Here is a 26,178-nt window from a genome sequence, read left to right as displayed (position 1 = left end):
CGATCCTTTGGAGGAGCACCATGGAGCTGACCGAGCCGACCGTCTGGAGCACCGACCGACTGGAGCTGGGTGAGGGCCTGCGCTGGGTCGACGACCGGCTGGTCCTGGTCGACCTGCTGGCCGGGCGACTGTTGGAGACCGACGGCGACGCCCCGAACCCGCTGCGGGAGCTACGCCGCCTCGACGTGCCGATCGGCGCTGTCGCCCCGGTGGCCGACCGACCCGGTGAGTGGCTGGCCGCCGCCGGGACCGGCGTCACAGTGCTGCCCGCCACCGGCGACCCCCGACCGGTCGCCGAGCTGGTCGCCGACGCGCCCGAGCCGACCCGGATGAACGACGCGGTCGCCGACCCGCACGGCCGCTTCTGGGCCGGCAGCATGACGTACGCGATGGTGCCCGGCGGCGGCACGCTGTTCCGCCTCACCCCCGGCGCCGAGCCGGTCCCCGCGGTGACCGGGCTGACCATTCCGAACGGGCCGGCGTTCGACGCGACCGGCACCACCATGTACCTGGCCGACACCCCGCGCGGCGAGATCGACCGGTTCACCGTCGACCCCACCACCGGGGCCATACAGGGGCGGGAGCCGTTCCTGCGGTTGTCCCCGGCCGACGGCGGCCCGGACGGCATGACGCTCGACGCGGCCGACCACCTGTGGATCGCATTGTGGGGCGGCTCCGCGGTACGCCGCTACCGGCCCGACGGCACCCTCGACCGGGAGATCCGGCTGCCGGCCAAGCAGCCGGCCGGCATCTGTCTGGGCGGTCCGGACCTGCGGCGACTCTTCATCGGCACCGCCCGGGTGGGGCTGGACTCGGCGGGCCCGCAGGACGGCGCGCTGCTCGCTGTGGACGTCGCGGTGCCCGGCCTGCCCGCCGCGAGGGCCGGCACGCCGGCGAGCTGATCGGAGGCATATCGGACGCCAGGGCGGGAACAACCGCACCGGAGCGCCGTAACAGCCGACCGGTAGGGAGCGAGCCGATGATCACCGTGGGACGGACGTCATGAACGGGCCGGTCGGCGACGAGCCGATGGGCGAGCTGGAGCTGGTGCACACCTTCACCGGCCCGATGCCGACCGGGGTGAGCGTCTCGCACCAGGGCCGGATCTTCGTCAACTTCCCCAAATGGGGCGACGAGGTGCCGGCCACCGTCGTCGAGCTGCGCGACGGCCGGGAGGTGCCCTACCCCGACCAGGCCTGGAACGACCCGTCCGGCGACGACGACGCTGGCGCGTTCGTCTCGGTGCAGAGCATCGTTGTGGACCCGGCCGACCGGCTCTGGGTGCTGGACACCGGCAGCCCGATGTTCCAGCCCACCAAGCCGGGCGGCCCCAAGCTGGTCCGGATCGACCTGGACACCGACACGGTCGCCCAGGTGATCACCTTCCCGGCGGACGTGGCGCTGCCGACGACGTACCTCAACGACGTTCGCTTCGACCTGCGGCGGGGCGAGGCGGGGGTCGCGTACATCACCGACTCCGCCGACTCCGGGCCGAACGGGATCATCGTGGTGGACCTGGCCAGCGGGGCCTCCTGGCGGCGGCTGCACGACCACCCGTCCACCAAGGCGGAGCCACTGACGTCGTTCCGGCCGGTGGTCGAGGGCCGGCCGTTCCTCGAACGGCCGGCCGACGGCCCGCCGAAGCCGGTGAGCATGGGCTCCGACGGCATCGCCATCTCCGCCGACGGCGATCGGCTCTACTACTGCCCGCTGGCGTCCCGACGCCTGCACAGCGTGTCAACGGAGGCGCTGGCCGACCCGGGCGTCACCCAGGAGGCGGTCGCCGCCACAGTTGTCGACGAGGGCGACAGGGGCACCGCCTCGGACGGGTTGGAGAGCGACGACGCCGGACGGCTCTACCTGACCGCGTACGAGCACAACGCGGTGCTGCGTCGACTGCCCGACGGCGACTACGAGACGCTGGTGCACGACCCGCGACTGCTCTGGCCGGACACCATGTCGGTGGCCACCGACGGGTACCTCTACGTCACCGCCAACCAACTGCACCGGCAGCCGCAGTACCAGCGGGGCAAGGACCTGCGGCGCAAGCCGTACGCGCTGTTCCGCACCCGCATCGACGCCGGCCCGGTGCTGCTGCGCCGCTAATCAGGCAGGCGCGCAGAAGTTTGCGCCGATCTTGCAGTTGCGGTTGTCGACATGGGTTGGATGCACCTTTTGCCGGAACACAAAGTGCAAGATCGCGGGGCGCAATCTTGTCCAAGATTGCCGGAACGGTGACGTGTCGCGCGCTGGTTAGCTGACGGGCAGGGTGCGGTTCAGGAGGTCGAACAGGGCGGCCCAGTGACGTTCGGTGGCCTGCTCGTCGTACGCCGGGGTGTCGGCCATGGTGTAGCCGTGGTGCGCCCCGGTGTACACCTCGGAGCGGTAGCGCACCCCGGCGGCGTCGAGCGCCTCCTCCAGCGTGGCGATCTGCTCGGGCGTCATCGACTGGTCGGCGTCGGCGTGCCCGAAGTACAGCTCGCCGGTGATCGAGGCGACGCCCCGGTGTGGGCTGTCCGGTGCCTCGGTGACGATCCGCCCTCCGTGGAAGCTGGCGATCGCGGCGATGCGGTCCGGGTGCGCCTCGATGGCCCGCAGCGCGTTCGTGCCGCCCATGCAGTAACCGGTGATCGCGACCGGGCCCGGTCGGACGTCGTCGCGGGCGGCCAGGAAGTCGAGGAACGCGCCGGTGTCCCGGCTGATCACCTCGGGGGTCAACGCGCCGACCAACGGCATGATCTTCTCGAAGAGCGCGCCGCGCTGGTCGGCCTCGCCGAGCCGGGACAGGTCGAACAGGGGCGCCCGGCCGGCCCGGTAGAACAGGTGGGGCGTCAACACCAGGTAGCCCCGAGCGACGATTCGCTCGGCCATTTCGACCAGGCGCGGGCGCGGGCCGAAGGCGTCCATGAAGAGCAGCACCGCCGGGAAAGGGCCCTCGCCGTCTGGTCGGGTCAGACTCGCGTCCGCTACTCCGTCACTGGTCGGGATGTCCACCGTCGTCGTCAGCACCGTGCCTCCTCGTACGCCGATCTTGGTCCGTTCGGAACGTTACTCGCCGTATCGGCGCTCCCGGCGGGCAGCCGCGTGAACGCGGCGTCAAGAAATGGCGGTGGCCCGTCGAAACCGCGTATCGAGTGGTGCTCGGTCGTCGGGCGGTGGTGACGATGGGTCCATGAGTCCTTGGCGGATGACACGCTGGGAACGCGGTGAGCGGCAACCCGGCACCGACACGGCCAGCGACCCCGGCGGGCCCGTGCCCGGAGCGGACGAGCCGGAGCGGCGGCACGAGGCGCTGGTCAGCGTCCGGCTCGGCCCGTCCGCGCCCGGTAGTCACCTGGTGGAGTATTTGCGGCACGAGCCGTGCGCGGTCGCGGCGTGGTGGATCGCCGCCGACGTCGACGCCCCGATAATCTTCGCCGTTCCGGTGCGCGACCTGCCGGGACGGCTGGTGCGGACGGTGCGGACCGGCCGCTCGCCGCAGGGGCAACGGGTGGGCATCGCCTTCACCCGTCCCGAGCTGCTGGTCGCCGCGATGGGCGGGGACCAGCACTGGGAAGAGCTGTGCGAGTCGGCTCTGCGGGGCATGCTGCGCCCGCTCGGCATCGAGGTGATCCAGGTCGACCCGCTGCTGGTGGCTCCGCCACTTGACCGGGTCGACCCGGCACCCGCCTCCGGTCAGGCGCGCACGAAGCGCACCGCGTCAGCGACCACGTGGCCGTCGGTGTCCTCGGTGCGGATCAGCACGCTTCCGTCGCTGCCCGCTGTGAACTGATAGGTGCCCAACGGCACCCACTGGCCGCCGGACTGTCGCTGGTTGACCGTCCGGGTGACCAACCCCCCGGAGTACGCGATGTCCACCGGCACGTTCGTCGCGCGGTTCGGGTCAGCGGTCCAGCGCAACTGCACTGTCCACGACCCGGAGGCGGGCAGTGTCGGGCGGAACCGCAACCGGTTGACGCCCTTGGCGGTGTTGCCGTCGTGCTCGTAGTCCGGGCCGTAGTAGCCGCCGATGCTGGTGCTGCGCAGCCACGTCCCGGCCCGGGTGATGCCGCTGGACGCGGCGTTGTCCAGGATCACCTCGCTGGTCGAGCCCCACTCCAGCACCGCGCCGTCCTGACGCAGCCGGGCCTGGAGGGCGGGCACCGACACGGTCTGCACTGCGGAGTTGCCGGCGAGCGCCATTGACGCCGCGGTGGCGGCGGCCTGCCCGAGGATCATGAACACGGGTTCCATCCGGATCGAGCCGTACGCGATGTGACTCGCCGAGAGGCAGACCGGCACCAGCAGGTTGGCGCACTGCGCCTGGTGCGGCACTATCGCGCGGTAGCTCACCGGGTACGGCGCCGGCACGCCGATCTGCACGTCCCCCTCGTTGCGCACCTTGCCGTCGACGACCACCCGCTGACAGTTGTGCGAGTCCATCGTGTAGCTGGCCAGGCCCACCGAGTCGGTGGCGCGTACCCGGCCCCGACAGTCGGCCTCGGTCATCACGTACGCGGAGATCATCCGGCGTGCCTCACGGATGTAGAGCATCGGCGGCCAGCCGCCCGTGCCGGTGAACTCGTCGACCGGCAGCCCCCAGCGGCCCGTCGAGTCGCGGACCGACGCCGGCAGTCGGGGGTCGTTGGCCAGGAACCACATCAGCCCCTGCTGGTAGGCGCGGTGCTCGGCGATGATGCTCTCCCGCGTGGCCCAGCTCGCCGTCGGGTACGCGTAGTTGAAGCCGATGTTGTCGGTCGACACGGCACCGTTGTTGTTGGAGTCGGTCTTCCCGCCGCCGACCGAGTGGGTGGTGAAGTACGGCCCGGTGTAGCCGGCCTGGATGTGCCGCAGCAGCAGCTCGTAGCGGATCGGGTCGTAACCGGACGGCCTGCCGAACGGAATGCGGTTGGACGCCTGGGTCAGGCACATCCGGAAGCAGTACGCCTGGATCTTGTCGTCGCCGCTGCCCTGCGGGGCGAGCGGGGCGGCGGAGATGCCCGGCAGCAGCCCGCTGGTGGGCGAGCCGGCCGTCACGTACGGGTCGATGGGGTAGGCGAACTGGTGGGTGTTGCGCGACTGCACCCCGTTGATCGTTTCGCCGTAGGTGTCGTTGGACTCCCGCCCGACGGTGAACCCCACCCCGGCCATGGCCAGCAGATCGCCCTCGTAGGTGGCGTCGACGAACACCCCGCCCCGGTAGATCGACCCGTCCTCGGTGCGCAGCTCGGTGATCCGGTTCCCGATTCGGCCGAGGCTGGCCAGCCGGGCGTCGACGATCACCGGGACGCCCGCCTCGGCCAGCATCTCGGCGAAGACGGCGGTGGCGACGCGCGGTTCGAAGGTCATCCGCAGCGGCGATGTCGGCGTGAGGGTCCCGCCGTGGTACTTCACGTACACCCGGCGGTAGAACTCGGCGGCCAGCCCGCCGATGGACGCCTGGACGCCGGTGTCGGTGGCGCCCAGCCCGGCGGTGCTCAACCCACCGACGTGAGCGGTGGGTTCCACCACCACGGCGGTGCGGCCAAGCCGGCGCATGGTGATCGCGGCGGCCAGCCCGCCGGAGGTGGCACCGTAGACGACCAGGTCGGCGGTGGTGACGGCGGCTCGGGCGGGGTCGGCCCGGAAGGGGTCGGTGAGACCGGCCAGGACGAGGCCGGCACCGCCGGCGACCAGCAGCCGACGACGGGACAGGGGCAGGGGCACGGACACGGCGGGCTCCCGAGGGGTAACCGGTGAAGGGGACGGTTACAGAAGCACGCCGCTGCCGCTGCGAAAGAAATTCTTCAATCTCTGCCGGCGGGTGTCAACGGTTCACGGCCGGTAGCGGTAACCCATTCCCGGTTCGGTGATGAGGTGGCGGGGGCGAGCCGGGTCGTCCTCCAGCTTGCGCCGCAGCTGGGCCAGGTACTGCCGCAGGTAGTTGGTCTCGTTCTGGTATTCCGGCCCCCACACGTCCTGGAGGAGCTGACGTTGGCTGACCAGCTTGCCGGGGTGACGCAGCAGCTTCTCCAGCACGCTCCACTGGGTGGGGGTCAGCTTGACCTCGGTGCCGTCGTCCCGCAGCACGCTGTGGTCGGCCAGGTCGACGGTGTGCTGGCCGATGCGCAGGGCCGGCACCGCTTCGCTGGGCGCGCCGAGGCGGCGGGTCACCGCGCGGATGCGGGCCAGCAACTCCTCCACCCCGAACGGCTTGGTGACGTAGTCGTCAGCGCCCGCGTCCAGGGCCGCGACCTTGTCCTCGCTGCCGGCCCGACCGGAGAGCACGATGATAGGCACTGTGGTCCATCCGCGCAGGCCCCGGATCACCTCCACGCCGTCGATGTCGGGCAGACCGAGGTCCAGCACCACCAGGTCGGGCGGGTGGCTGGCGGCGGCCTTCAACGCGGCGGCGCCGGTGCCGGCGACGTCCACGTCGTACCGACGGGCACGCAGGTTGATGCGCAGGGCACGCAGGATCTGCGGTTCGTCGTCGACGACCAGGATGCGCGTCATTCCTGCGGCCCCTCCGAGGTGGTCTGCGCGGCGGGCATCCGCAGCACCATGGTGAGACCACCGCCGGGGGTGGTCTCCGGGGTGATGCTGCCACCCATCGCCTCGGCCAACCCCCGGGACAGGGCAAGACCGAGACCGACGCCGGTCTGGTTGTCCCGGTCGCCGAGGCGTTGGAACGGCAGGAAGACGTGCTCCCACTGGTCCTCCGGGATGCCCGGCCCCCGGTCGATCACCCGCAGCTCGACCTGGCCGGCGTGGGCGCTGGCGGTGATCGTGGGCGGCTGACCGGGCGGGCTGTACCGCAGCGCGTTGGCGATGATGTTGACCAGCACCCGTTCCAGCAGGCCCGGGTCGGCGGTGGCGGCCGGCAGGTCGGCCGGGATGTCGGTGCCGACAGTCGCGGCCGCCGGGCCAAGTTCGTCCAACGCCAGGGGTACGGCGTCCTCCAGGCCGATCGCGGTCGCCGAGATGCCCAGCACACCCGCCTGGAGCCGACTCATGTCCAGCAGGTTGCCGACCAGCCGGGCGAGGCGGTCCAACGACTCCTCGGCGGTCTCCAGCAACTCCTCGCGGTCGGACTCGTCGAACTCGATGTCTTGGCTGCGCAGGCTGGTCACGGCCGCCTTCGCGGACGCCAGCGGGGTACGCAGGTCGTGGCTGACCGCGGCGAGCAGCGCGGTGCGCATCCGGTCGGCGGCGGCGAGGGGCCGGGCGGTGGCGGCCTCCTCGGCGAGCCGTTCCTGGCGCAGCGCGACGGCGGCCTGGGCGGCGAACGCCTCGACGATCCGCCGGTCGGCGGCCTCCAGCCGCCGGCCGCAGAGGACGACGGTGATCCGGTCGTCGACAGGCACCGCTGTCTCACCGCTTTCGGGTGTGCAGGGCGGCTGATCGCCGACGCTGGCCACCACAGACCAGGCGTGCTCCTCGCGGGCCCGCTCCGGTCGCCCGCTGGCCTCCTCGGCCAACTCCAGCACGCTCACCGCGCGCAGCCCGAAGGTCTCCCGGAGCTGATCCAGCAGGGCGGGCAGCGGACGTTCGCCGCGCAGCACACCACCGGCCACGGCGGCGAGGGTCTGCGCGTCGGCGGCGGCCCGGGCGGCCTCCCGGGTACGCCGGGCGGCCACGTCGACGATCCAGCTCACTGCGAGGGCCACCCCGACGAAGACGGCCAGGGCGAGCAGGTTGTCGGCCTCGGCGATGGTCAGCGTGCGGAAGGGCGGGGTGAAGAACCAGTTGAGCAGCAGTGAGCCGCCGAGCGCGGCGACCAGGGCCGGCCACACCCCGCCGACCAGCGCGACGCCGACCACCCCGGCGAGGAACAACAGGATGTCGTTTGTCAGCGTCAGGTCGGGCAGGGTCTTCAGCAGCAGTGTGAGCAGCGGCATGCCCAGCACCGCCAGGCCGAAGCCGAGCAGCCGGCGGCGGCGGGACAGCGCCGCCGGCACTGCCGCCGCCCGGCGACCCTTGCCGGCCTGCTTGTGGGTGACCAGGTGCACGTCGATCGAGCCGGACAGCGCTGTGGTGGTCACCCCGACACCCCTGGCGAAGATCTGCGCGAGGCGACCCCGCCGACTGGCCCCGAGTACCAACTGGGTGGCGTTCACGCCCTGGGCGAAGTCCAGCAGCGCGGCCGGCACGTCGGTGCCGAGCACCTGGTGGTACGTGCCGCCGAGGCTCTCCACCAGCACTCGTTGCCGGGCCAACTGGGCCGGGTCGGCGCCAGCCAGGCCGTCGCTGCGGGCCACGTGCACGGCGAGCAGGTCGGCGCCCTTGCTGCGGGCCGCAACCCGGGCCGCGCGGCGGATCAGCGTCTCGCCCTCCGGGCCACCGGTCAGCGCGACCACTACCCGTTCCCGGGCCTCCCAGGTGGCCGCGATCCCCTGCTGACTGCGGTAGCGGTCGAGCTGCTCGTCGACCTTGTCGGCCAGCCAGAGCAGCGCCAACTCGCGCAGCGCGGTGAGGTTGCCGACCCGGAAGTAGTTGCCCAACGCGGCGTCGATCTTGTCGGGTCGGTAGATGTTGCCGTGCGCCATCCGCCGGCGCAGCGCCTCCGGGGTCATGTCGACCAGTTCGACCTGCTCGGCGGCGCGGACGATCTCGTCCGGCACTGTCTCCCGCTGGGTGGTGCCGGTGATCTGCGCGACGACGTCGTTCACCGACTCCAGGTGCTGCACGTTGACGGTGGAGAGCACGTCGATCCCCGCGTCGAGCAGCTCCTGAACGTCCTGCCACCGCTTGTCGTGCCGGGAACCGGGCACGTTGCTGTGTGCCAGCTCGTCGACGACAGCGATCTGTGGTCGGCGGGCCAGCACCGCGTCCAGGTCCATCTCGGTGAACGCCGCGCCGCGGTAGTCCATGCTCCGGCGGGGCACCTGCTCCAGGTCGCCGAGCATCGCTGCGGTGTGTTGACGGCCGTGGGTCTCCACGAAACCGATCACCACGTCGGTGCCGCGCGCGGCCCGCCGCTGGGCCTCCTCCAACATGGCGTACGTCTTGCCGACGCCGGGGGCGGCGCCCAGATAGATGCGCAGTTCTCCGCGTGGCACGGGACCATCCTCCCTGGTCAGATCGGCGGGCGGGGCCGCGCCCGGTCGGCACGGCCCCGCCCCGCGATGGTGCTCAGCGTGCGGCGAACTGCTTGTCGAGCGCGAGGTTGAGCTCCAGCACGTTGACGCCGGGCGCACCCATGAAGCCCAGAGCACGCCCGCCGGTGTGTTCCTCGACCAGCTTGCGGACCGCCGCCGGGTCCGCGCCGCGCTCCCGCGCGACCCGGTTCACCTGCAACTCGGCGTACGCCGGGCTGATCTGCGGGTCGAGACCGCTGGCGCTGGCGGTGACCGCGTCGGCGGGCACTGCCGGCTCGGCGGGCGCGTCGCCCCGGATCGGGGTGATCACCCCACCGGCGGCCACGTAGTCCTCGCCGGGCTGGGCCAGCTCCACCGACACCCCCTGGTACTCGGAGACGAACGGCGTGGCCGGGGCGGCCTGGTTGACGCTGACCACCCGGGTGACAGTGCCGGTCAGACCGTCGGCGCGGAAGACCGCGAGCACGGCGCCCACCCCGTCGTCGGTGCAGTACGGGCGCCGGCCGTCGACGCCGTTGAGCTCGCCGACGGACTTGCTGCGTCCGCACACCTGGGTGAGCAGGCTCTCGCTGGATTCCTCCGGGTCGGTGGCGATGGTGTCGACAACGCTCTCCGGGCCCAGGTTGCTGGCCGAGGTGGCCGTCGGGTCGTAGCCGTCGCCGGCGGCGGAGGGGCGGGACTGGAAGTACCGGGCGACGGGGTTGCCGTCAGCGTCGGTGAAGGACTGACCGATCAGCGCGCTGCCGACGGTCGTCCCGCCCGAGGTGATCAGCGATCCGTCGGTCTTGTGGTTGAGGCCGGGCAGCTGACCTAGCGCTACCAGGGCCAGCGGGTAGACCAGGCCGAGCAGCACCGTGAAGACGAGCACGGCGCGCAGCGCGGCGAGGTGTTGGGCGATCCAGGTGGGTAGGCGCATCACGAAATCCCCGGGATGAACTGGATGAGCAGGTCGATGAGCTTGATCCCGATGAACGGCACGATGATGCCGCCCAGTCCGTAGACCAGCAGGTTGCGGCTGAGCAGCTTCGACGCGGCGGCCGGCCGGTACCGCACGCCCCGCAGGGCGAGCGGGATCAGCGCGATGATCACCAGGGCGTTGAAGATGACAGCGGACAGGATCGCCGACTCCGGGCTGGACAGCCGCATGATGTTCAGCGCGTCCAGGCTCGGGTAGAGGCCGGCGAACATGGCCGGGATGATCGCGAAGTACTTCGCGATGTCATTGGCGATGCTGAAGGTGGTCAGCGCGCCACGGGTGATCAGCAACTGCTTGCCGATCTCCACGATCTCGATCAGCTTGGTCGGGTCGGAGTCGAGGTCGACCATGTTGCCGGCCTCCTTGGCGGCCGACGTGCCGGTGTTCATGGCCACCCCGACGTCGGCCTGCGCGAGCGCCGGCGCGTCGTTGGTGCCGTCACCGGTCATCGCGACCAGCCGGCCACCCTCCTGCTCCCGCTTGATCAGCGCGAGCTTGTCCTCCGGCGTCGCCTCGGCCAGGAAGTCGTCCACCCCGGCCTCGTCGGCGATCGCCTTCGCGGTCCGCGGGTTGTCGCCGGTGATCATCACGGTTCGGATGCCCATCCGGCGCATCTCGTCGAACCGCTCCCGCATGCCGGACTTGACCACGTCCTTGAGGTGGATGACGCCCAACGCGCGAGCGGGCTCACCGTCGACGTGTTCGGCGACGACCAGCGGGGTGCCGCCGGTGCCGCTGATGGCGTCCACGATCTCGCCGACCTGCTCGGTCGGGTGGCCGCCGTTCTCCCGTACCCACTTCATCACCGCGGCGGCGGCGCCCTTGCGGACCCGGCGGGCCGTGCCCACCGCGCCGGCGTCCACGCTGGCGTCCGGTGTGAGGTCGACGCCGCTCATCCGGGTCTGCGCGGTGAACGGTACGAAGGTGGCGTGCGGCATCACGCCGGGCTCGCGCTCGCGCAGTCCGAACTCGTTCTTCGCCAGGACGACCACTGAGCGCCCCTCCGGGGTCTCGTCGGCCAGGCTGGACAGCTGCGCGGCGTCGGCCAGCGCTGCCGGGTCGACCCCCTCGACCGGTACGAACTCGGCGGCCTGCCGGTTGCCCAGCGTGATGGTGCCGGTCTTGTCCAGCAGCAGGGTGTTGACGTCGCCGGCCGCCTCGACGGCCCGGCCGCTCATGGCCAGGACGTTGCGCTGCACCAGCCGGTCCATGCCGGCGATGCCGATGGCGGAGAGCAGCGCGCCGATGGTGGTGGGGATCAGGCAGACGAGCAGCGAGATCAGCACCACGCCGGTCACACCGGAGTCGGTGATCGCCCCGCTGTTCGGAGCGGCCGCCTGGTACGCCTTGGAGAAGATGGCCAGCGGCTGGAGGGTGACAACAGCCAGCAGGAAGATGACGGTGAGCGCGGCGAGCAGGATGTTCAGCGCGATCTCGTTCGGCGTCTTCTGCCGGTTGGCCCCCTCGACGAGGGCGATCATCCGGTCGATGAAACTCTCCCCCGGCTTCTGGGTGATCTTCACGATGATCTGGTCGGAGAGCACCTTGGTGCCGCCGGTCACCGCACTGCGGTCGCCGCCGGACTCCCGGATGACCGGGGCCGACTCGCCGGTGATGGCCGACTCGTCGACGCTGGCGATGCCCTCGACGATGTCGCCGTCGCCGGGGATGATGCCGCCCGCCTCGACGAGCACGACGTCGCCCTGACGCAGGTCCGGCGCCGGCACCGCCTCATCGCGGTAGGTGTTGGCCCGCGCGCCCGGCTTCCAGTCGATCAGCCGGGTGGCGATGGTGTCCTTCTTCGCCTGCCGCAGGGTCGCCGCCTGGGCCTTGCCCCGACCCTCGGCGACCGCCTCGGCCAGGTTGGCGAAGACCACTGTCAGCCAGAGCCAGATGGTGATCGCCCAGGCGAACACCGACGGGTCGATCACCGCCAGGACTGTGGTGAAGGCCGCGCCGACCTCCACGATGAGCATCACCGGGTTGCGCCACAGCGTGCGGGGGTCGAGCTTGCGGACCGCGTCCGGCAGGGACCGGATCAACTGCTTGGGGTCGAGCAGGCCCCCGCCGATCCGGTTGCCCTGGGTGGCGGGTGTGCCGGGGAGTTGCTCTGTTGGGGCGGACGTGACGGACATGTCCTCGTTCCTCATGATGGTCAGAGCCCCTCTGCCAGCGGACCGAGCGCGAGCGCGGGCAGGAAGGTCAGTGCGACGAGGACCACTGTGACGCCGACGACCATGCCGATGAACAGCGGTCGGTGGGTCGGCAGGGTGCCCTCGGACGCGGGGGTGGGTGCCTGGCGGGCCAGCGAGCCGGCCAACGCGAGCACGAAGATGAGCGGCAGGAACCGGCCCAGCAGCATGCACAACCCGAGCGCGGTGTCCCACCAGGTGGTGTTGACGGTGATGCCGCCGAACGCCGAGCCGTTGTTGTTGCTGGCCGAGGTGAACGCGTACAGCACCTCGGAGAGGCCGTGCGGGCCGACGTTGAGCGCCGTGGAGTTGTTGCCGGTGCCGAACGCCGCCGCCGTACCGACGAGCACCAGGATCGGCGTGATCAGGAAGTAGAGCGAGGCGAACTTGATCTCGCGCGACCCGATCTTCTTGCCCAGGTACTCGGGAGTGCGGCCCACCATCAGCCCGGCCACGAAGACCGTGATCACCGCGAGGATGAGCAGGCCGTACAGCCCCGAACCGGTGCCGCCCGGCGCGACCTCGCCGAGCATCATGTTGACCATCGTCATCATGCCGCCGAGCGAGGTGAACGAGTCGTGGAACGAGTTCACCGCACCGGTCGAGGTGAGCGTGGTGGCGGCGGCGAAGGTGGCCGAGTTCGACACGTCGAACCGCACCTCCTTGCCCTCCATCGCCGCGCCGACCGCCTGCGGCACAGTGCCGTGGCCGGCCAGCTCGAAGATGTTGGTGATGGCGACGCTGAGGAACGCGAGGATGCCCATCACCGCGGCGATGGCGTAGCCCTGCCGGTTCTGCCCGACCATCCGGCCGAAGACCCGGGGCAAGCTGAACGGGATCAGGAAGATCAGGAAGATCTCCAGCCAGTTCGTCCAGGTGGTGGGGTTCTCGAACGGGTGCGCGCTGTTGACGTTGTAGAAGCCGCCACCGTTGGTGCCCAGCTCCTTGATCACTTCCTGGCTGGCGACCGGACCACCGGTGATGGTCTGGGTGCCGCCGGTCAGCGTGCTCACGTCGGTGCCGGCGGACAGGTTCTGCACCGCCCCGCCGATCATCAGCGCGATGGCGCCGAGCACAGCGATCGGCAGCAGGATTCGCAGCGTGATCCGGGTCAGGTCGACCCAGAAGTTGCCGAGCTGCCCGGTGCGGCTGCGGGCGAAGCCGCGTACCAACGCGACAGCCACCGCGATGCCGACCGCCGCCGACACGAAGTTCTGCACGGCCAGGCCGGCCATCTGCACCAGGTGGCCCATGGTCGACTCACCCGAGTAGGACTGCCAGTTCGTGTTGGTCACGAACGACACGGCGGTGTTCCACGCGCCGTGCGGCACCACCGGGTCGAACCCCAGCGACAGCCACAGGTGGTTCTGCACCCGCTGGAACAGGTACAGGAACAGGATCGAGACCGCGGAGAACGCCAGCACGCTGCGGGCGTACACGCCCCAGGTCTGCTCGGCGGCCGGGTTGACCCCGACCAGTCGGAAGATGCCCCGCTCGACCCGCGACTGCTTGGTGCCGGAGACCGCCCGGAACATGTAGTCGCCGAACGGCTTGTAGACGGCGACCAGGGCCGCCACCAGCGTCAACACGAAGATGACGCCCGCTGTTGTCATGGTCATCAGAAGCGCTCCGGAAACAGCAGGGCGAACACCAGGAACGCGCCCAGAACGACCGCGAGCACCAGACCGACGGCGTTGACAGCGTTCACAGCTTCTCCACCGCCCGGACCACCAGGGCGAGCACTGCGAACAGCGCCACCGTCAGGACCACGAACACCACGTCAGACACGCTGACTCCTCAGCCGGAAAGGTTCGTCGCGACCGCCTTCCGGTCGCGCCGGGCAATCAAAGCCCCACGACCCGCCGAACGGCAGGGGTCATAACGCGACCATGACGGGCGCGAACCTTTTCTTGACGTGGTTTTCACACCTGCCCACTGAACAGGTGAAATGCGGCACAGAACCTCGGTGGTCGGCGAGGCCAAGACCATTTGCCCTCCCTTTGCTCTGCACCCGCGGAGGCGACACTCACCGTCTGTAGCTGGTGCCTCCGCGGGTGCAGAGCAAAGGGGAAACGCACGAGAGAGACCGTGCACGACCCGGATGGGTGGCGCATGGCGCGCGAGAGCGCAGGAGCGAGGCCGGTCAGGCCGGGCGGCGGGCCACCAGCACGTCCCGCATGATCGACTGGTCCACCCGGTGCCGCAGCGCACGGTAGGGCTCGGAGTCGACCACTGTCAGGCCGGCGTCGGCCAACGCCGCCGCCGCGTCGTCCCGGCTCGCGACGTGGGTGTTCCAGGAGATCCCGAGCGCACCACCGGGGCGCAACAACCGGGCCCAGACCGGCGCGGCGTCCGCGAGCAACGCCAGCGGGTCGCGGGTCAACCCCTGCCCAGCGGTACGACTGCCGTGCTGCACGCCGTACGGCGCGTCGGCGACGACCAGGTCCACGGTCTCCGGGCGGAAGAACTCCGCCGAGCGGGCCGTGTCGGAGTTGACCACGTCCAGCAGCTGCGTCTGGCCGGCCTTGTGCTCCTCGCGGGTCGGCGCCAGCTCGATCCGCACCCGTCGGCCGACCACCTTGCGCTCCCGCCGCACCGGCCCCGACTCCAGCACCCGGTGCTTCACCCGCTTCTGCTTCAGCCAGGTGGTGATGAACGCCCGGTACGCCTCGACGTCCTTCTGGTCACGCTCGATCCCGGCGGCGTCGAAGCCGTACATCAGCGCCTGGTTGAGGGTGGTGCCCCGACCGCAGAGCGGGTCGAGCACCCGGAACCGGCGGCTGGTCATCTCGGCGGCCCAGTCCGAGGCGAGCAGGGTGACGTTGAGCAGCAGCTTGGTGAACTGCTCGTTGGTCTTGCCCGGGTACTTCTGGATGGTGAGCAGATCGTCGTCGTAGCGGTCCAGACGGCTCCACTCGATCGGCCGCAACAGCTCACCGACGATCTCGAACAACGCGTACCCGGCGGAGAGGTTGCCCAGGACGGCCAGGTCACGCTCGGTCAGCCCGTCGCCGGTGAAGGTGATGTAGGACGCCCCTCCGACGACCTCGGTGTCCAGCTCGCCGATCCGGCCGTCCAGCGCCGAGCGGCCGAAGATCTCCAGCTCGGCTCGGGTGAGGTCGACGGCGGCGCGGGCGTAAACCCGGTTGGTGGCGGGCAGGATCAGCAGGCCGTAACGCGTCATGATCCGGCGAGTATTCCACAACCAGTCACTGTCGCCGGGAACCGGAGCGGCTGCCGGAGCGACTACCGATACATGGGGTGTGAGCAGTGGCGGGAGGTCCTGTCCGCGCAGCTGGACGGGGAGGAGACCGCCGCCGAACTGACGGCGGTGCAGGGGCACCTGGACGGGTGTGCCGAGTGCCGGGCCTGGTTCACGGCTGCGGCAGCGGTGACCCGTCGGGTTCGTACCCGACTGGTGGTTGAGGTGCCCGACCGGACGGCGGCCATCCTTGCCGCCACCAACGCGGCCCCGGCCCGCCGGTCGCGGTGGCGGCGTGGCCCGCTGGTCGCCGGCCTGCGGAAGGTGCCCGGACGGGGCCAGCTCGCCGCCGGGCTGCGCGCGGCGTTCGGACGTGGCCCGCTCGTCGCCGGCCTGCGGTCGGCGCTCGGGCTGCTCGGCGCGGTGCAACTGGTGCTCGGCCTGGCCCAGGTGGGCCGGGGCGCGACCGCCGACCACCTGCACCCCACCGGCCAGCACCTGTGGCACGAGTCGGCAGCGTGGAACGTGGCAGTGGGCGCGGGCTTCCTCTTCGTGGCGCTGCGCCGCAGCCCACCCGCCGGGCTGCTGCCGATGCTCAGCGCGTTCGTCGGCACGTTGCTGCTGCTGTCGGTCAACGACCTGGCCACCGGTTCGGTGGGCGGGGAACGGCTGATCAGCCACGGTTTCCTGGTGGTCGGCTACCTGATCACCGTGCTGCTGTCCCGGCCCGGGCTGCGCCCCGGTGGCCCGGCGCCACAGCGGCAGCCGACACCGTCGCGCTGGCGGTTCGGGGTCGACGACGTGGACCGGCCGCTGCGGGTGGTGGGCCCCGAGTCCTATCCGGCGCAGGCGGCCGACCGGTACGCCGCACCGGCTGCGCATGCCGGCCGATCCACCCGCACCGGCGAGGCCGACGAGCGCCGCGCCGCCTGATCGGCTGAGTCAGTCCACCTGACGCTGCCGTGCGCGGTGGGCGCGCAGGTTGGTCGGGTGCCCACAGGCGCGTACGGAGTGCCAGACTCCGCTGTTGTTGCGTGAGCGGTCGTAGAACGCCACTCGGCAGCGGGGGTTGCGGCAGGTCTTGATCCGCCGCCCGACGTCGGCGAGCTGCGCCTCGAACAGCGCGGCGAGGATGAGCGAGACCAGCAGATCGGCGCCGACCCCGGCCGGGTCGAGGTGGACGGATCCGTCTGAGTCGAGACGGAGCGTGGCACCGCTGGTACGAGATCCGGTCGAAACCCGGTTCGACGCCCCGACGGGTTGCCCGGGATCGGGCGTGACGTGGAGCCTGGCATCGATCTCGTCCAGCAACTCCTCGCGAAAGATCCGTAGCGCCCGGAGCCCCGCGGCGTCGAGCGTGACGTCGGGCGCCGGGCGCCCGGTGGCCGTCGACCACTGCCCGACGGCCAGCCGTGCCCACTCGATAGCGCTGCCCAGATCGTCCAGGAGGTCCGGATGCCGCGGCGCGCCGGCCGAGATCGTGTTGAGCAGATCCTGGACGAGCCCGAGGCCGCCTGGAGCGTGGTCGATGCCGTACCTGGCGGTGGCGATCCAGGGCCCGGCCACCGCACCTGCCGCGCGTTCGGGCATGGAGGGCGTCATCAGCTCACTTCCCGAGCAGGGCGAGCGCCCCGTACCAAGCCGGTCCCGGATTCACCCAGTCTGGGTAGAGCCGCACCATCTCGTCGAAGAACTCGCGGGCGGTCGACTTCTCGGCCAGCAGCCGCTCCACGTTCAGCAGGTACTGCCGGGTCAGATCGATGCTTGCCGGGTCGTCGGGGCGGTCCCGATTCTTGTGCCCGGCGACGACTGCGCGGGGCGCGAGCGCTTCGACGCGGTCGAGGGCGTCGAGCCATTGACGCAGACCGCCGTCGACCGTCTCCACGATGTACTGGTGAACCCCGTTGTAGACGACGTCTCCGGCGACCACCAGGCCGATCGACGGAACGTGCAGGACGGTGGTCTGATCGGTGTCGGTGTGTCCGGTCTCGACGGGCCGGATGAGATTGCCCTCGAGCAGGAACCCTTCGGCCGGCACGGGCACCGCGTCGACCGGCGACTCCGGAATGAGGCCGGGGAAGACCCGGTCGAACAACTCACTCCGTCCGACGGTGGCCTGCTGGTGCATGACCTCGATGGTGCCGGGCGTCGCGTAGGTGACCGCCCCGTGGAAGCGCTTGACCAGCTCACCCGCGCCGAACCAGTGGTCGCCATGCCCGTGGGTGGCGTAGATGTACGTCAGCCGCCTACCCGACTGGGCGATCCAGTCGCCCACCTTCGAGATCTGCTCGTGGGTGAACGGTGGATCCACGAGGAGCGCCTCCTCGGCTCCGTAGATCAACGTGGAGGAGATCGGATTCCAGTGGATCCGCGACCCGTCCGGCATGCGCTGGTCACCCGCTCGCACGGGACCGTCCGAGACGAAGACCTCGTAGGACAGGGCAGATGTGGTCATGTCTCCTCCTCGGTGGCGCGCTCACCCGCATCTGGCCGGTGGGTGCCCGCCGACCGCTGAAATAACCATAACCGCTATGCCTATTTCACTGCGATCATCACGCCCGTGGCCTGCGGCACACCGACTGAGGCTCAGCCGCTACGCCGGAGGCTCAGCCGGTTGCGCCGGCCGGGTCGAACCGTCCACGGCGAGGACCTGCGGGATGACCTGTTCGACGATGGTCAGCAGGGTCGTGGTGAGCAGCAGGTGCACCTGCGCGCGGGTCAGCGCGCCACGCTGGAGCCATTCGCGGGCGGTCGAGGTGGCCAGACCCCCGTACGCCCGGACCATCCCGCGCAACTCCTCGCGGTGCTCCGCCTCACCGGCCAGGCCGACGGCGACCAGCATGCGGTCCGCGGCGACCTCCTCGGCCTCGGCGAGCACCCGTTCCACGTCGGCGTCGCCGCCCATTCCCCGGGCGGTGACCGCAGCCAGCCACGAGGTGCTGTGCCGGGAAACCACGTCGAGGAACCAGGTGACGCTGGCGTCGACCCGGGTCCGGAGATTGCCCTTGGGCAACCGCTCCAGGGCAACCTCGGGAATGGTCACCATGACCCGGACGACCTCCAGATAGAGGTCCTTCTTCGCCCCGAAATAGTGGTTGACCAGGCCACGAGCGACACCCGCCTCACGGGCGACGTCGGTGGTCGACACGTCCGCGTACGGGCGGTCGCCGAACAGCCGGACCGCGCAGGCCAGGATCTGCCCACGCCGGGCGTCCGGCTCCAAACGGCGGCGGCGCGGAGCCGTCTCGACACTCATCTGCCCGACCCTATCGACAGCCCACCGATCGGCCGCCGTTCCTCACCTTGATCACCACAGGCCCCGGCGACGCCGGACCAGGTGCGGCCCCGGCTGGCGCAGCGCTGTCTCCAGGCCCCCGATTCGCTTCAGACAAGCAGGGGCTGCGGGCTTATGAGCCCAAGGCTGCGTCAACCTGGTCAGCGGCCGAACTTCTCGATCGCGTCGGGGGTGACCGGGGTGAAGAAGTTGACCAGGTTGCCGTCGGGGTCCCGGAAGAGCAGGGCTCGGTTACCCCAGGGCATGGTCGTGGGCTCGTTCACGAAGTCCTCCACCACGTTCTTCAGCTTCTCGTAGAGCGCGTCCACGTCTGCCACGAGGAACTCGATGATCACGGTGTGGTTGTCGGCCGGGCGGGCCGACCCTGGCGCGAACAGTGGGACGGTGCGGGTACTGCCAATCGCCAGCGTGCCGTGGGCGGTGCGCAACTCAGCGAAATCCTCGTTGCCCCAGGCCGCCTGAACGCCGGTGATCTTCTCGTAGAAGCCGACCAGGCGGTTGATGTCGTCGGTGATGATGCGGATCGAGACAAAATCCACTGCGTTCTCCCTGCTCAGTACGGTCGGGCCCGGTCTGCCGTCAGCACGCTAGTCCGAATACCGGACAGATCTGGTCCAGTATTCGGATTAGGTTCAGACCGTGGCACGACCGACAGCCCAGGTGCTCACACTGCTGGGGATCTTGCAGTCCGGCGGCGTTCGGACGATGGCCGAGCTTGCCGAGCGGCTCGGTGTCGAACCGCGCACGGTGCGGCGCTACGTGAGTCACCTGGTCGACCTCGACGTGCCAGTGGAGTCGGTGCGCGGTCGCTACGGCGGGTATCGGCTCGCCGCCGGCTATCGTCTGCCGCCGCTGATGTTCAGCGACGACGAAGCCTTGGCCGTCCTGCTCGGCCTGGTCGCCGGCCGCCGTGCCGGGCTGGCGACGGCTACCGGTACGGCGGGTGAGACTGCCGCCGCGAAAATCCGGCGCGTCCTGCCGTCGCGGATCGCGGACCGGCTGGACGCCGTACTCCAGTCCCTCGCCTTCACCACCGAACCCGACGACTTCCCTGCGCCGCAGACAGATGTACTACTCACCGTCGCCGAGGCGGTCCGCCAGCACCTGCCGATTTCACTCCAGTACACCTCGCGCAACGGCAGGCGTAGCGTCCGAGCCCTGCATCCGTTCGGGCTGGTCAACCATGCGGGCCGGTGGTATGTCATCGGGGCCGATCCGGATGTCGGTGAGGATCGAACCCTTCGGCTCGACCGCATCGCGGACGCGAGAACGCTGCCCGGCTCGTTCGAGCCGACCGCCAGGAACGATCCCACGGGGCACCTCCTCACCTCGATGGCACAGGCGCCGTACCAGCATGCGGTGTCGCTACGGATACAAGGAACACCTGAGCAGATCCGCAGGCAGCTGCCGGCCAGCGTCGCCGAGGTGCGAGAGGGTGCGGCCGAAGGCTGGCAGGACGTGGAGATCCGGGCAGAGAGGCTCGACTGGTTACCCGCTGTGCTCGCCGCGCTCGACCTGCCGTTCGTCATCGAACGCCCGGACGAACTCCGCGATCGTGTCGTCGCACTCGCTGAGCGGTTGGCGGCCTCCGGACGACGTGAGTCGCACCGCAGCTAGTCGCCCGACCGGCCGGCGGTCGTCCCTCACCTCGCACACGCCTGACGACGGAGCCAGTTCTCGCAATCTTGGACAGTTTCCGTTAGCTCGTAACGGAAACTGTCCAAGATCTCCGCGCCGAGAGCCGATCGCGGCTTATTGACATGCTGCCAACAGCGCGCGAGGGTGGTGCACATGCCGACCCCCCCGCCCGACGGCTCCCCCTCACCCTGGCGCGAGCCGGAGCATGACGACCTGGCCGAGCTGGCCCGCACCTTCTTCACCAAGGAGGTGTTGCCGCACGCCGACCGCCTTCAGGAGCAGGGCCACCCGGACCGTGAGCACTACCGCCGCGCCGGCGAGCTGGGGCTGCTCGGCCTGTCCGTCCCGGAGGAGTACGGCGGCGGGGGCGGCGGGTTCACCCACGAGGCGGTGCTGCTGCACGAGCAGGCGTACACCGGGGAGAGCAGCCTCGGCCTGGCCGTCCACAGTGGCATCGTCACCGGCTACCTGGTGGCGTATGGAAGCGAGGAGCAGAAGCGGCGCTGGCTGCCCGGCCTGTGCAGCGGTGAGTTGGTCGGCGCCATCGCGATGACCGAGCCGGACGGTGGCTCCGATCTTCAGGCGATGCGGACCCGGGCGGTCCGTGACGGCGACGACTACCTGGTGACCGGCGCGAAGACGTTCATCACCAACGGCGGTGTGGCCGACCTGGTCATCGTGGCCGTGAAGACCGACCCCGAGCAGCGGGCGTCCGGCGTCTCGCTGCTGGTCTGCGAGGTGGGTGGCGACCCGGCGGGGTTCCGGCGAGGCCGACTGCTGTCGAAGATCGGCCTGCACGCCAACGACACGGCCGAATTGTTCTTCGACGAGTTCCGGGTGCCGGCGGCCAACCTGCTCGGCGGCGCCGAAGGGCTGGGCTTCATCCAGCTCATGCAGCAACTCCCGCAGGAACGGCTGGTGATCGGCGTCGGCGCGGTCGCGGCCATGGAACGGGCTGTCGCGCTGACCGTGGCGTACGCCAAGGAGCGCTCCGCCTTCGGCAAGACCCTGATGGGTCACCAGAACACCCGGATGGTGCTGGCCGAGTGCGCCACCCGCGCGCGGGTCAGCCGGGTCTTCCTGGACGACTGCATCGTCAGACACACGCGGGGCGACCTGGACGTGGCCACCGCGGCGATGGCGAAGTCATGGCTCACCGACGGGCAGTGTGAGGTCGTCGACAGGTGCCTCCAGCTCTTCGGCGGCTACGGCTACACGACGGAGTACCCGATCGCCCGCATGTACGCCGACGCCCGCGTCCAGAAGATCTACGGCGGCACCAACGAGATCATGAAGGAGTTGATCGCCCGTGCCCTCTGAGGCGTACGTCTATGACGCGGTCCGCACCCCGCGCGGACGCGGCCGGGACACCGGGGCGCTGCACGGGGTCAAGCCGATCTCCCTGGTGGTCGGCCTGATCGACGCGTTGCGGGAGCGCAACCCCGGCCTGGACGTGGGCCGGCTGGAGGATCTGCTGCTCGGCATCGTGACCCCGGTCGGCGAGCAGGGCGGCGACCTGGCGCGGGCGGCCGCGCTGTTGGCCGGGCTGCCCGACCAGGTAGGCGGGGTGCAGCTCAACCGGTTCTGCGCCTCCGGGTTGGAGGCGGTCAACTCCGCCGCGGCGCGGATCCGCTCCGGCTGGGAGCATCTGCTGCTCGCCGGCGGGGTGGAGTCGATGTCCCGGGTGCCGATGGGCTCCGACGGCGCGGCCTGGGCCACCGATCCGCAGACCGCGCTGGCCACGTCGTTCGTGCCGCAGGGCGTCAGCGCCGACCTGATCGCCACCCTGGAGGGCTTCACCCGCGACGATGTGGACGGCTACGCGCTGCGGTCGCAGGAGCGGGCCGCCAAGGCGTGGGCCGGCGGGTACTTCGCCCGCTCGGTGGTGCCGGTCCGTGACGGCAACGGGCTGGACATCCTCACCGTCGACGAACACCCGCGCCCCGAGACCACCCGGGAGGCGCTGGCGAAGCTCACCCCGTCCTTCGCCACGATGGGCGAGGCGGCCGGTTTCGACGCTGTCGCGTTGCAGAAGTTCCACTGGTTGGAGGCGATCGAGCACGTCCACCACGCGGGCAACTCGTCCGGCATCGTGGACGGCGCCGCGCTGGTGCTGATCGGCTCGGGCGACGTCGGTCGCGACCTCGGCCTCACCCCGCGCGCCCGGATCGCCGGCGCGGCGGTCACCGGCGCCGACCCGACGCTCATGTTGACCGGCCCGATCCCGGCCACCCAGAAGGCGCTCGCCGTCGCCGGGCTGACAGTCGACGACATCGACCTGTTCGAGATCAACGAGGCGTTCGCCGCAGTGGTGCTCAAGTACGTCAGTGACCTGGGCCTCGACCCGGACCGGGTGAACGTCAACGGCGGCGCTATCGCGCTCGGCCACCCGCTCGGCGCGACCGGAGCGATGCTGCTCGGTACGGCGTTGGACGAGTTGGAGCGCCGCGACCTGCGCCGCGCCGTGGTGACCCTCTGCATCGGCGGCGGCATGGGCGTCGCCACAGTTCTCGAGCGCTGCTGACCCGGAGGACGACAATGACCAACACCATCCGGTACGACCGCGGCGCCGACGGCATCGTCACGCTCACACTTGACGACCCCACCCAGTCCGCCAACACCATGAACCGGGCGTACGCCGCCTCGATGACCGCCACCCTGGACCGGCTGGAGGCCGAGCAGGATCTCGTCGGCGTCATCGTGACCAGCGCGAAGTCGACCTTCTTCGCCGGCGGCGACCTGCCCGAGATGATCCGGGCCACCCGCGCCGACGCGCCCGACCTGGCTGACCTGCTCGGCACCATCAAGCGGGACCTGCGCCGGCTGGAGACGCTGGGCCGGCCGGTGGTCGCCGCTGTCAACGGCTCGGCGCTCGGCGGTGGCCTGGAGATCGCGCTCGCCTGCCACCACCGGATCGCGCTGGACGCGCCGGGCAGCCGACTCGGGCTGCCCGAGGTGACCCTGGGCCTGCTGCCCGGGGCGGGCGGCGTCACCCGGACCGTACGGATGCTCGGCCTGGCCGGCGCGCTGACCACAGTGCTGCTGACCGGCCGGCGGATGCGCCCGGCCGACGCCCTGTCCGCCGGGCTGGTCGACGAGGTGGTCGCCACGCCCACCGAACTGTTCGAGCACGCCCGGGCCTGGATCGCTGCGAACCCGCACCCGGCGCAGCCGTGGGACCGGCCGGACTATCGGATGCCGGGTGGCACCCCGGCCAGCCGCTCGCTGGCCGCCCAACTGCCCGCCTTTCCGGCGACGCTGCGCAAGCAACTCAAGGGCGCCCGGCTGCCCGCGCCCGAGGCGATCCTGGCCGCGGCCGTCGAGGGCGCACAGGTCGACCTGGAGACCGCCCTGACCGTGGAGACCCGGCATCTGATCGGCCTGCTCACCGGGCAGGTCGCCAAGAACATGATCGGTGCGTTCTTCTTCGACCTGAAGGCCGTCAACGGTGGCGCGGCCCGACCTGCCGATGTGGACGCCGCACCGGTACGCCGGGTGGCGGTGCTCGGGGCCGGCATGATGGGCGCGGGCATCGCGTACGCCTGCGCGAGCGCCGGGCTGGACGTCGTGGTCAAGGACGTCACGCCGGAGGCCGCCGGCCGGGCCCGTGAGCACGCCGAGCGACTGCTGACCCGGGCGGTTCGCAAGGGCCGCACGACCGAGGCCGACGCCCGCGCCGTACTGGACCGGATCACCACCACCGACCAGGTGGACGCGCTGGCTGGCTGTGACGCGGTCATCGAGGCGGTCTTCGAGGACCCGGCGCTGAAACAGCAGGTCTTCGCCGAGGTGCTGCCCGTGCTGGCGCCCGACGCGCTGCTCGCGTCCAACACCTCCACCCTGCCGATCACCGGGCTGGCCTCCGGCATGGACCGGCCGGCGGACTTCATCGGCATGCACTTCTTCTCCCCGGTGGACCGGATGCCGTTGCTGGAGATCGTGGTGGGCGAACGGACCGGGGACGTGGCACTGGCCCGGGCCTTCGACCTGGGCCGGCGGATCGGCAAGACCCCGATCGTGGTCAACGACGGCCGGGGTTTCTTCACCAGCCGGGTGATCGGCAAGTTCATCGACGAGGCGGTCGGCATGGTCGCCGAGGGTGTCCCCGCCGCATCTGTGGAGCAGGCCGCCCTTCAGGCCGGCTACCCGACCGGGCCGCTGGCACTGGCCGACGAGGTCAGTCTCACGCTGATCCAGCGGATCCGCCGCCAGTTCGAGGCGGCCAGCGAGGAATTCCGACCGCTGCCGGCGCACCGCCTGGTGGACGAACTGGTCGACGCGTACGACCGGCCGGGGCGCGCCGCCGGACGCGGCTTCTACTCCTACGACGACGGCACCCGGGGCCGGCTGTGGCCCGGTCTCGCCGACCTGAGCACCGACGCGGGTCGGGCGGTGCCGTTCACCGACCTCCAGGAGCGGATGCTCTTCGCCGAGGCGCTGGACGCGCTGCGCTGCCTCGACGAGGGGGTGCTGCGCACCGAGACCGACGCCAACATCGGCTCGATCTTCGGCATCGGCTTCCCGGCCTGGACGGGAGGGGTGATCCGTTACGTCCGGCAGTACGCGGGCGGCCCGGCCGGCTTCGCGGCCCGTGCCACCGAATTGGCCGGCCGCTACGGCGACCGGTTCACGCCCCCCGCCGACCTGGCCGACCGGCTCGACGCCCGTCGGGCCGAACCGGTGGACGTCGCGTGACGGCGGCACGCGGCGGGCCGCTGGCCGGGGTGCGGGTGGTCGAGCTGGCCAGCCTCGCCCCGGCGCCGTTCGGCTGCATGGTGCTCGCCGACCTCGGGGCGGACGTGGTGCGGGTGGACCGGCCGGGCGCCCCGGGAGCGGGCCGGCTGGCCGCACCGACCAGCGGGCCGTTGCAACGGGGGCGGCGGGTCGCCGCACTTGACCTGAAGTCCCCGGCCGGGGTGGCGGACCTGCTGCGCCTGGCCGAACGTGCGGACGTGCTGGTCGAGGCGTACCGGCCCGGGGTGGCCGAGCGGCTCGGCATCGGGCCGGAGGTGTGCCAGGCCCGCAACCCCCGACTGGTGTACGCGCGAATGACCGGCTGGGGTCAGGACGGCCCGCTGGCAGCCCGCGCCGGGCACGACATCGACTACATCGCTGTGGCCGGGGCGTTGGAGCCGCTGGGACGGGCCGGCGAACGCCCGTACGCGCCGATGAACCTGCTCGGCGACTTCGGTGGCGGCGGCATGCTGCTCGCCGTCGGGGTGCTGGCCGCGCTGCTGGAGCGGGAGCGCTCCGGCTTCGGCCAGGTGGTCGACGCGGCGATGGTGGACGGCTCCGCGCTGCTCACCTCGTTCCTGCACGGGCTGCTCGGCACCGGCCTGTGGGCCGCCCCGCGTGGGCGCAACATGTTCGACGGCGGGGCGCCGTTCTACGACACGTACGCCACCGCCGACGGTGGATACATGGCCGTCGGCGCGATGGAACCGGCCTTCTACGCCGTACTGCTCAGCGGCCTCGACCTCGCCGACGACCCGGACCTGCCCGCCCAGTACGACCCGAGTGGCTGGGACGAACTGCGCCGCCGGTTCACCGAGCGGTTCGCCGAGCGCTCCCGGGACGAGTGGACGGCGGTCTTCGCCGACCTGGACGCCTGCGTCGCGCCGGTGCTCGCCCCCGGCGAGGCGCATGAGCACCCGCACAACGCGGCACGGGGCACGTTCGTCGAGGTGGGCGGCGAGATCCAGCCGGCTCCCGCACCCCGCTTCGACCGCACGCCGACCGACCGGCCAACCCCGGCACCCGACCCGGAGCAGGACGTCCTACCCGTCGAGGAGATCCTCACCAACTGGCAGTGAGGA

22 protein-coding genes are annotated in these 26,178 nt (G+C 71.0%); 9 read left to right on the top strand and 13 right to left on the bottom strand.

The window, feature by feature from the left end:
- Positions 1 to 20 precede the first annotated feature (20 nt).
- Together NIE79_RS31360 and NIE79_RS31355 are read left to right on the top strand one after the other, a co-directional pair.
- A complete protein-coding gene (locus NIE79_RS31360) occupies positions 21 to 902 on the top strand; it encodes an SMP-30/gluconolactonase/LRE family protein (protein WP_238682005.1) in 882 nt (293 codons plus the stop codon).
- A 100-nt stretch (positions 903 to 1,002) separates the two neighbouring features.
- Positions 1,003 to 2,106, top strand: coding sequence for an L-dopachrome tautomerase-related protein (locus tag NIE79_RS31355; protein WP_238682004.1), 1,104 nt, complete (start codon positions 1,003 to 1,005; stop codon positions 2,104 to 2,106).
- Positions 2,107 to 2,253: 147 nt separating this feature from the next.
- On the opposite strand, the gene NIE79_RS31350 is transcribed toward NIE79_RS31355, so the two are convergent.
- Entirely contained in the window at positions 2,254 to 3,009 is a 756-nt protein-coding gene (locus NIE79_RS31350) for a dienelactone hydrolase family protein (RefSeq protein WP_238682003.1), read from the bottom strand.
- Between the two features lie 163 nt (positions 3,010 to 3,172).
- Here NIE79_RS31350 and NIE79_RS31345 point away from each other — a divergent pair, with 163 nt between their 5' ends.
- Positions 3,173 to 3,772, top strand: a complete 600-nt coding sequence (locus tag NIE79_RS31345) for an SAV_915 family protein (RefSeq protein ID WP_238682002.1) — start codon at positions 3,173 to 3,175, stop codon at positions 3,770 to 3,772.
- Here NIE79_RS31345 and NIE79_RS31340 read toward each other — a convergent pair.
- The 8 genes from NIE79_RS31340 to NIE79_RS31305 form a co-directional block, all read right to left on the bottom strand.
- A complete protein-coding gene (locus NIE79_RS31340; protein ID WP_238682001.1) occupies positions 3,676 to 5,691 on the bottom strand; it encodes an FAD-dependent oxidoreductase in 2,016 nt (671 codons plus the stop codon). The genes NIE79_RS31345 and NIE79_RS31340 overlap by 97 nt on opposite strands.
- Before the next feature lie 102 nt (positions 5,692 to 5,793).
- Positions 5,794 to 6,474 carry a response regulator gene (locus NIE79_RS31335; RefSeq protein ID WP_210782924.1) on the bottom strand — a complete coding sequence of 227 codons (681 nt, stop codon included), beginning with the start codon at positions 6,472 to 6,474 and terminating at the stop codon, positions 5,794 to 5,796.
- Positions 6,471 to 9,020: a sensor histidine kinase gene (locus NIE79_RS31330; RefSeq protein WP_238682000.1), complete on the bottom strand. Its 2,550-nt coding sequence runs from the start codon at positions 9,018 to 9,020 to the stop codon at positions 6,471 to 6,473. The genes NIE79_RS31335 and NIE79_RS31330 overlap by 4 nt, the downstream gene beginning before the upstream one ends.
- A gap of 73 nt (positions 9,021 to 9,093) precedes the next feature.
- Positions 9,094 to 9,975: a potassium-transporting ATPase subunit C gene (locus NIE79_RS31325; protein ID WP_238681999.1), complete on the bottom strand. Its 882-nt coding sequence runs from the start codon at positions 9,973 to 9,975 to the stop codon at positions 9,094 to 9,096.
- Positions 9,975 to 12,170, bottom strand: a complete 2,196-nt coding sequence (kdpB, locus tag NIE79_RS31320) for a potassium-transporting ATPase subunit KdpB (RefSeq protein ID WP_238681998.1) — start codon at positions 12,168 to 12,170, stop codon at positions 9,975 to 9,977. The genes NIE79_RS31325 and kdpB overlap by 1 nt, the downstream gene beginning before the upstream one ends.
- Positions 12,171 to 12,190: 20 nt before the next feature.
- Positions 12,191 to 13,846 (bottom strand): potassium-transporting ATPase subunit KdpA, encoded by a 1,656-nt coding sequence (kdpA, locus tag NIE79_RS31315; RefSeq protein WP_238681997.1) that lies wholly within the window; start codon positions 13,844 to 13,846, stop codon positions 12,191 to 12,193.
- Complete coding sequence (gene kdpF / locus NIE79_RS31310; protein ID WP_036410889.1) at positions 13,846 to 13,935, bottom strand: K(+)-transporting ATPase subunit F; 90 nt, start codon at positions 13,933 to 13,935, stop codon at positions 13,846 to 13,848. Before kdpF ends, kdpA begins: the two co-directional genes overlap by 1 nt.
- A 435-nt stretch (positions 13,936 to 14,370) precedes the next feature.
- Positions 14,371 to 15,411: a TRM11 family SAM-dependent methyltransferase gene (locus tag NIE79_RS31305; protein WP_238681996.1), complete on the bottom strand. Its 1,041-nt coding sequence runs from the start codon at positions 15,409 to 15,411 to the stop codon at positions 14,371 to 14,373.
- A 72-nt stretch (positions 15,412 to 15,483) separates the two neighbouring features.
- On the opposite strand from NIE79_RS31305, the gene NIE79_RS31300 reads away from it, so the two are divergent.
- A complete protein-coding gene (locus NIE79_RS31300) occupies positions 15,484 to 16,362 on the top strand; it encodes a zf-HC2 domain-containing protein (RefSeq protein WP_238681995.1) in 879 nt (292 codons plus the stop codon).
- A gap of 9 nt (positions 16,363 to 16,371) precedes the next feature.
- Here the strand turns inward: NIE79_RS31300 and NIE79_RS31295 are convergent, their stop codons facing one another.
- The 4 genes from NIE79_RS31295 to NIE79_RS31280 all read right to left on the bottom strand — a co-directional run bounded on the left by NIE79_RS31295 (position 16,372) and on the right by NIE79_RS31280 (position 19,263).
- Positions 16,372 to 17,031, bottom strand: coding sequence for a CGNR zinc finger domain-containing protein (locus NIE79_RS31295; protein WP_238681994.1), 660 nt, complete (start codon positions 17,029 to 17,031; stop codon positions 16,372 to 16,374).
- Positions 17,032 to 17,035: 4 nt separating this feature from the next.
- Complete coding sequence (locus tag NIE79_RS31290; RefSeq protein WP_238681993.1) at positions 17,036 to 17,884, bottom strand: MBL fold metallo-hydrolase; 849 nt, start codon at positions 17,882 to 17,884, stop codon at positions 17,036 to 17,038.
- Between the two features lie 138 nt (positions 17,885 to 18,022).
- On the bottom strand, positions 18,023 to 18,685 hold the full coding sequence (locus tag NIE79_RS31285) for a TetR/AcrR family transcriptional regulator (protein ID WP_238681992.1): 663 nt from the start codon (positions 18,683 to 18,685) through the stop codon (positions 18,023 to 18,025).
- Between the two features lie 179 nt (positions 18,686 to 18,864).
- Complete coding sequence (locus NIE79_RS31280) at positions 18,865 to 19,263, bottom strand: VOC family protein (RefSeq protein WP_238681991.1); 399 nt, start codon at positions 19,261 to 19,263, stop codon at positions 18,865 to 18,867.
- A 100-nt stretch (positions 19,264 to 19,363) separates the two neighbouring features.
- Here NIE79_RS31280 and NIE79_RS31275 point away from each other — a divergent pair, with 100 nt between their 5' ends.
- The 5 genes from NIE79_RS31275 (at position 19,364) to NIE79_RS31255 (ending at position 26,175) form a co-directional block, all read left to right on the top strand.
- Entirely contained in the window at positions 19,364 to 20,341 is a 978-nt protein-coding gene (locus tag NIE79_RS31275) for a helix-turn-helix transcriptional regulator (protein WP_238681990.1), read from the top strand.
- 174 nt (positions 20,342 to 20,515) lie between these two features.
- Positions 20,516 to 21,682 (top strand): acyl-CoA dehydrogenase family protein, encoded by a 1,167-nt coding sequence (locus tag NIE79_RS31270; protein WP_238681989.1) that lies wholly within the window; start codon positions 20,516 to 20,518, stop codon positions 21,680 to 21,682.
- Complete coding sequence (locus NIE79_RS31265) at positions 21,672 to 22,886, top strand: acetyl-CoA C-acetyltransferase (protein ID WP_238681988.1); 1,215 nt, start codon at positions 21,672 to 21,674, stop codon at positions 22,884 to 22,886. Before NIE79_RS31270 ends, NIE79_RS31265 begins: the two co-directional genes overlap by 11 nt.
- Before the next feature lie 14 nt (positions 22,887 to 22,900).
- Positions 22,901 to 25,057 (top strand): 3-hydroxyacyl-CoA dehydrogenase NAD-binding domain-containing protein, encoded by a 2,157-nt coding sequence (locus tag NIE79_RS31260; RefSeq protein WP_238681987.1) that lies wholly within the window; start codon positions 22,901 to 22,903, stop codon positions 25,055 to 25,057.
- Positions 25,054 to 26,175 (top strand): CaiB/BaiF CoA transferase family protein, encoded by a 1,122-nt coding sequence (locus NIE79_RS31255; protein ID WP_238681986.1) that lies wholly within the window; start codon positions 25,054 to 25,056, stop codon positions 26,173 to 26,175. The genes NIE79_RS31260 and NIE79_RS31255 overlap by 4 nt, the downstream gene beginning before the upstream one ends.
- Positions 26,176 to 26,178: the final 3 nt, after the last annotated feature.

The sequence above is a fragment of the Micromonospora trifolii genome (assembly GCF_022229005.1).
Taxonomy (GTDB): domain Bacteria; phylum Actinomycetota; class Actinomycetes; order Mycobacteriales; family Micromonosporaceae; genus Micromonospora; species Micromonospora trifolii.
This window is presented reverse-complemented; position numbering and strand designations above follow the sequence as displayed.

Excerpts from the sequence above, each read along its gene's own strand:
- NIE79_RS31325 (WP_238681999.1), bottom strand. The coding sequence starts at position 9,975 with ATGCGCCTACCCACCTGGATCGCCCAACACCTCGCCGCGCTGCGCGCC.
- NIE79_RS31345 (WP_238682002.1), top strand. The coding sequence starts at position 3,173 with ATGAGTCCTTGGCGGATGACACGCTGGGAACGCGGTGAGCGGCAACCC.
- NIE79_RS31295 (WP_238681994.1), bottom strand. The coding sequence starts at position 17,031 with ATGACGCCCTCCATGCCCGAACGCGCGGCAGGTGCGGTGGCCGGGCCC.
- NIE79_RS31360 (WP_238682005.1), top strand. The coding sequence starts at position 21 with ATGGAGCTGACCGAGCCGACCGTCTGGAGCACCGACCGACTGGAGCTG.
- kdpB (WP_238681998.1), bottom strand. The coding sequence starts at position 12,170 with ATGTCCGTCACGTCCGCCCCAACAGAGCAACTCCCCGGCACACCCGCC.
- NIE79_RS31305 (WP_238681996.1), bottom strand. The coding sequence starts at position 15,411 with ATGACGCGTTACGGCCTGCTGATCCTGCCCGCCACCAACCGGGTTTAC.
- kdpA (WP_238681997.1), bottom strand. The coding sequence starts at position 13,846 with ATGACCATGACAACAGCGGGCGTCATCTTCGTGTTGACGCTGGTGGCG.
- NIE79_RS31335 (WP_210782924.1), bottom strand. The coding sequence starts at position 6,474 with ATGACGCGCATCCTGGTCGTCGACGACGAACCGCAGATCCTGCGTGCC.
- NIE79_RS31300 (WP_238681995.1), top strand. The coding sequence starts at position 15,484 with ATGGGGTGTGAGCAGTGGCGGGAGGTCCTGTCCGCGCAGCTGGACGGG.
- NIE79_RS31285 (WP_238681992.1), bottom strand. The coding sequence starts at position 18,685 with ATGAGTGTCGAGACGGCTCCGCGCCGCCGCCGTTTGGAGCCGGACGCC.
- NIE79_RS31290 (WP_238681993.1), bottom strand. The coding sequence starts at position 17,884 with ATGACCACATCTGCCCTGTCCTACGAGGTCTTCGTCTCGGACGGTCCC.
- NIE79_RS31260 (WP_238681987.1), top strand. The coding sequence starts at position 22,901 with ATGACCAACACCATCCGGTACGACCGCGGCGCCGACGGCATCGTCACG.
- NIE79_RS31355 (WP_238682004.1), top strand. The coding sequence starts at position 1,003 with ATGAACGGGCCGGTCGGCGACGAGCCGATGGGCGAGCTGGAGCTGGTG.
- NIE79_RS31270 (WP_238681989.1), top strand. The coding sequence starts at position 20,516 with ATGCCGACCCCCCCGCCCGACGGCTCCCCCTCACCCTGGCGCGAGCCG.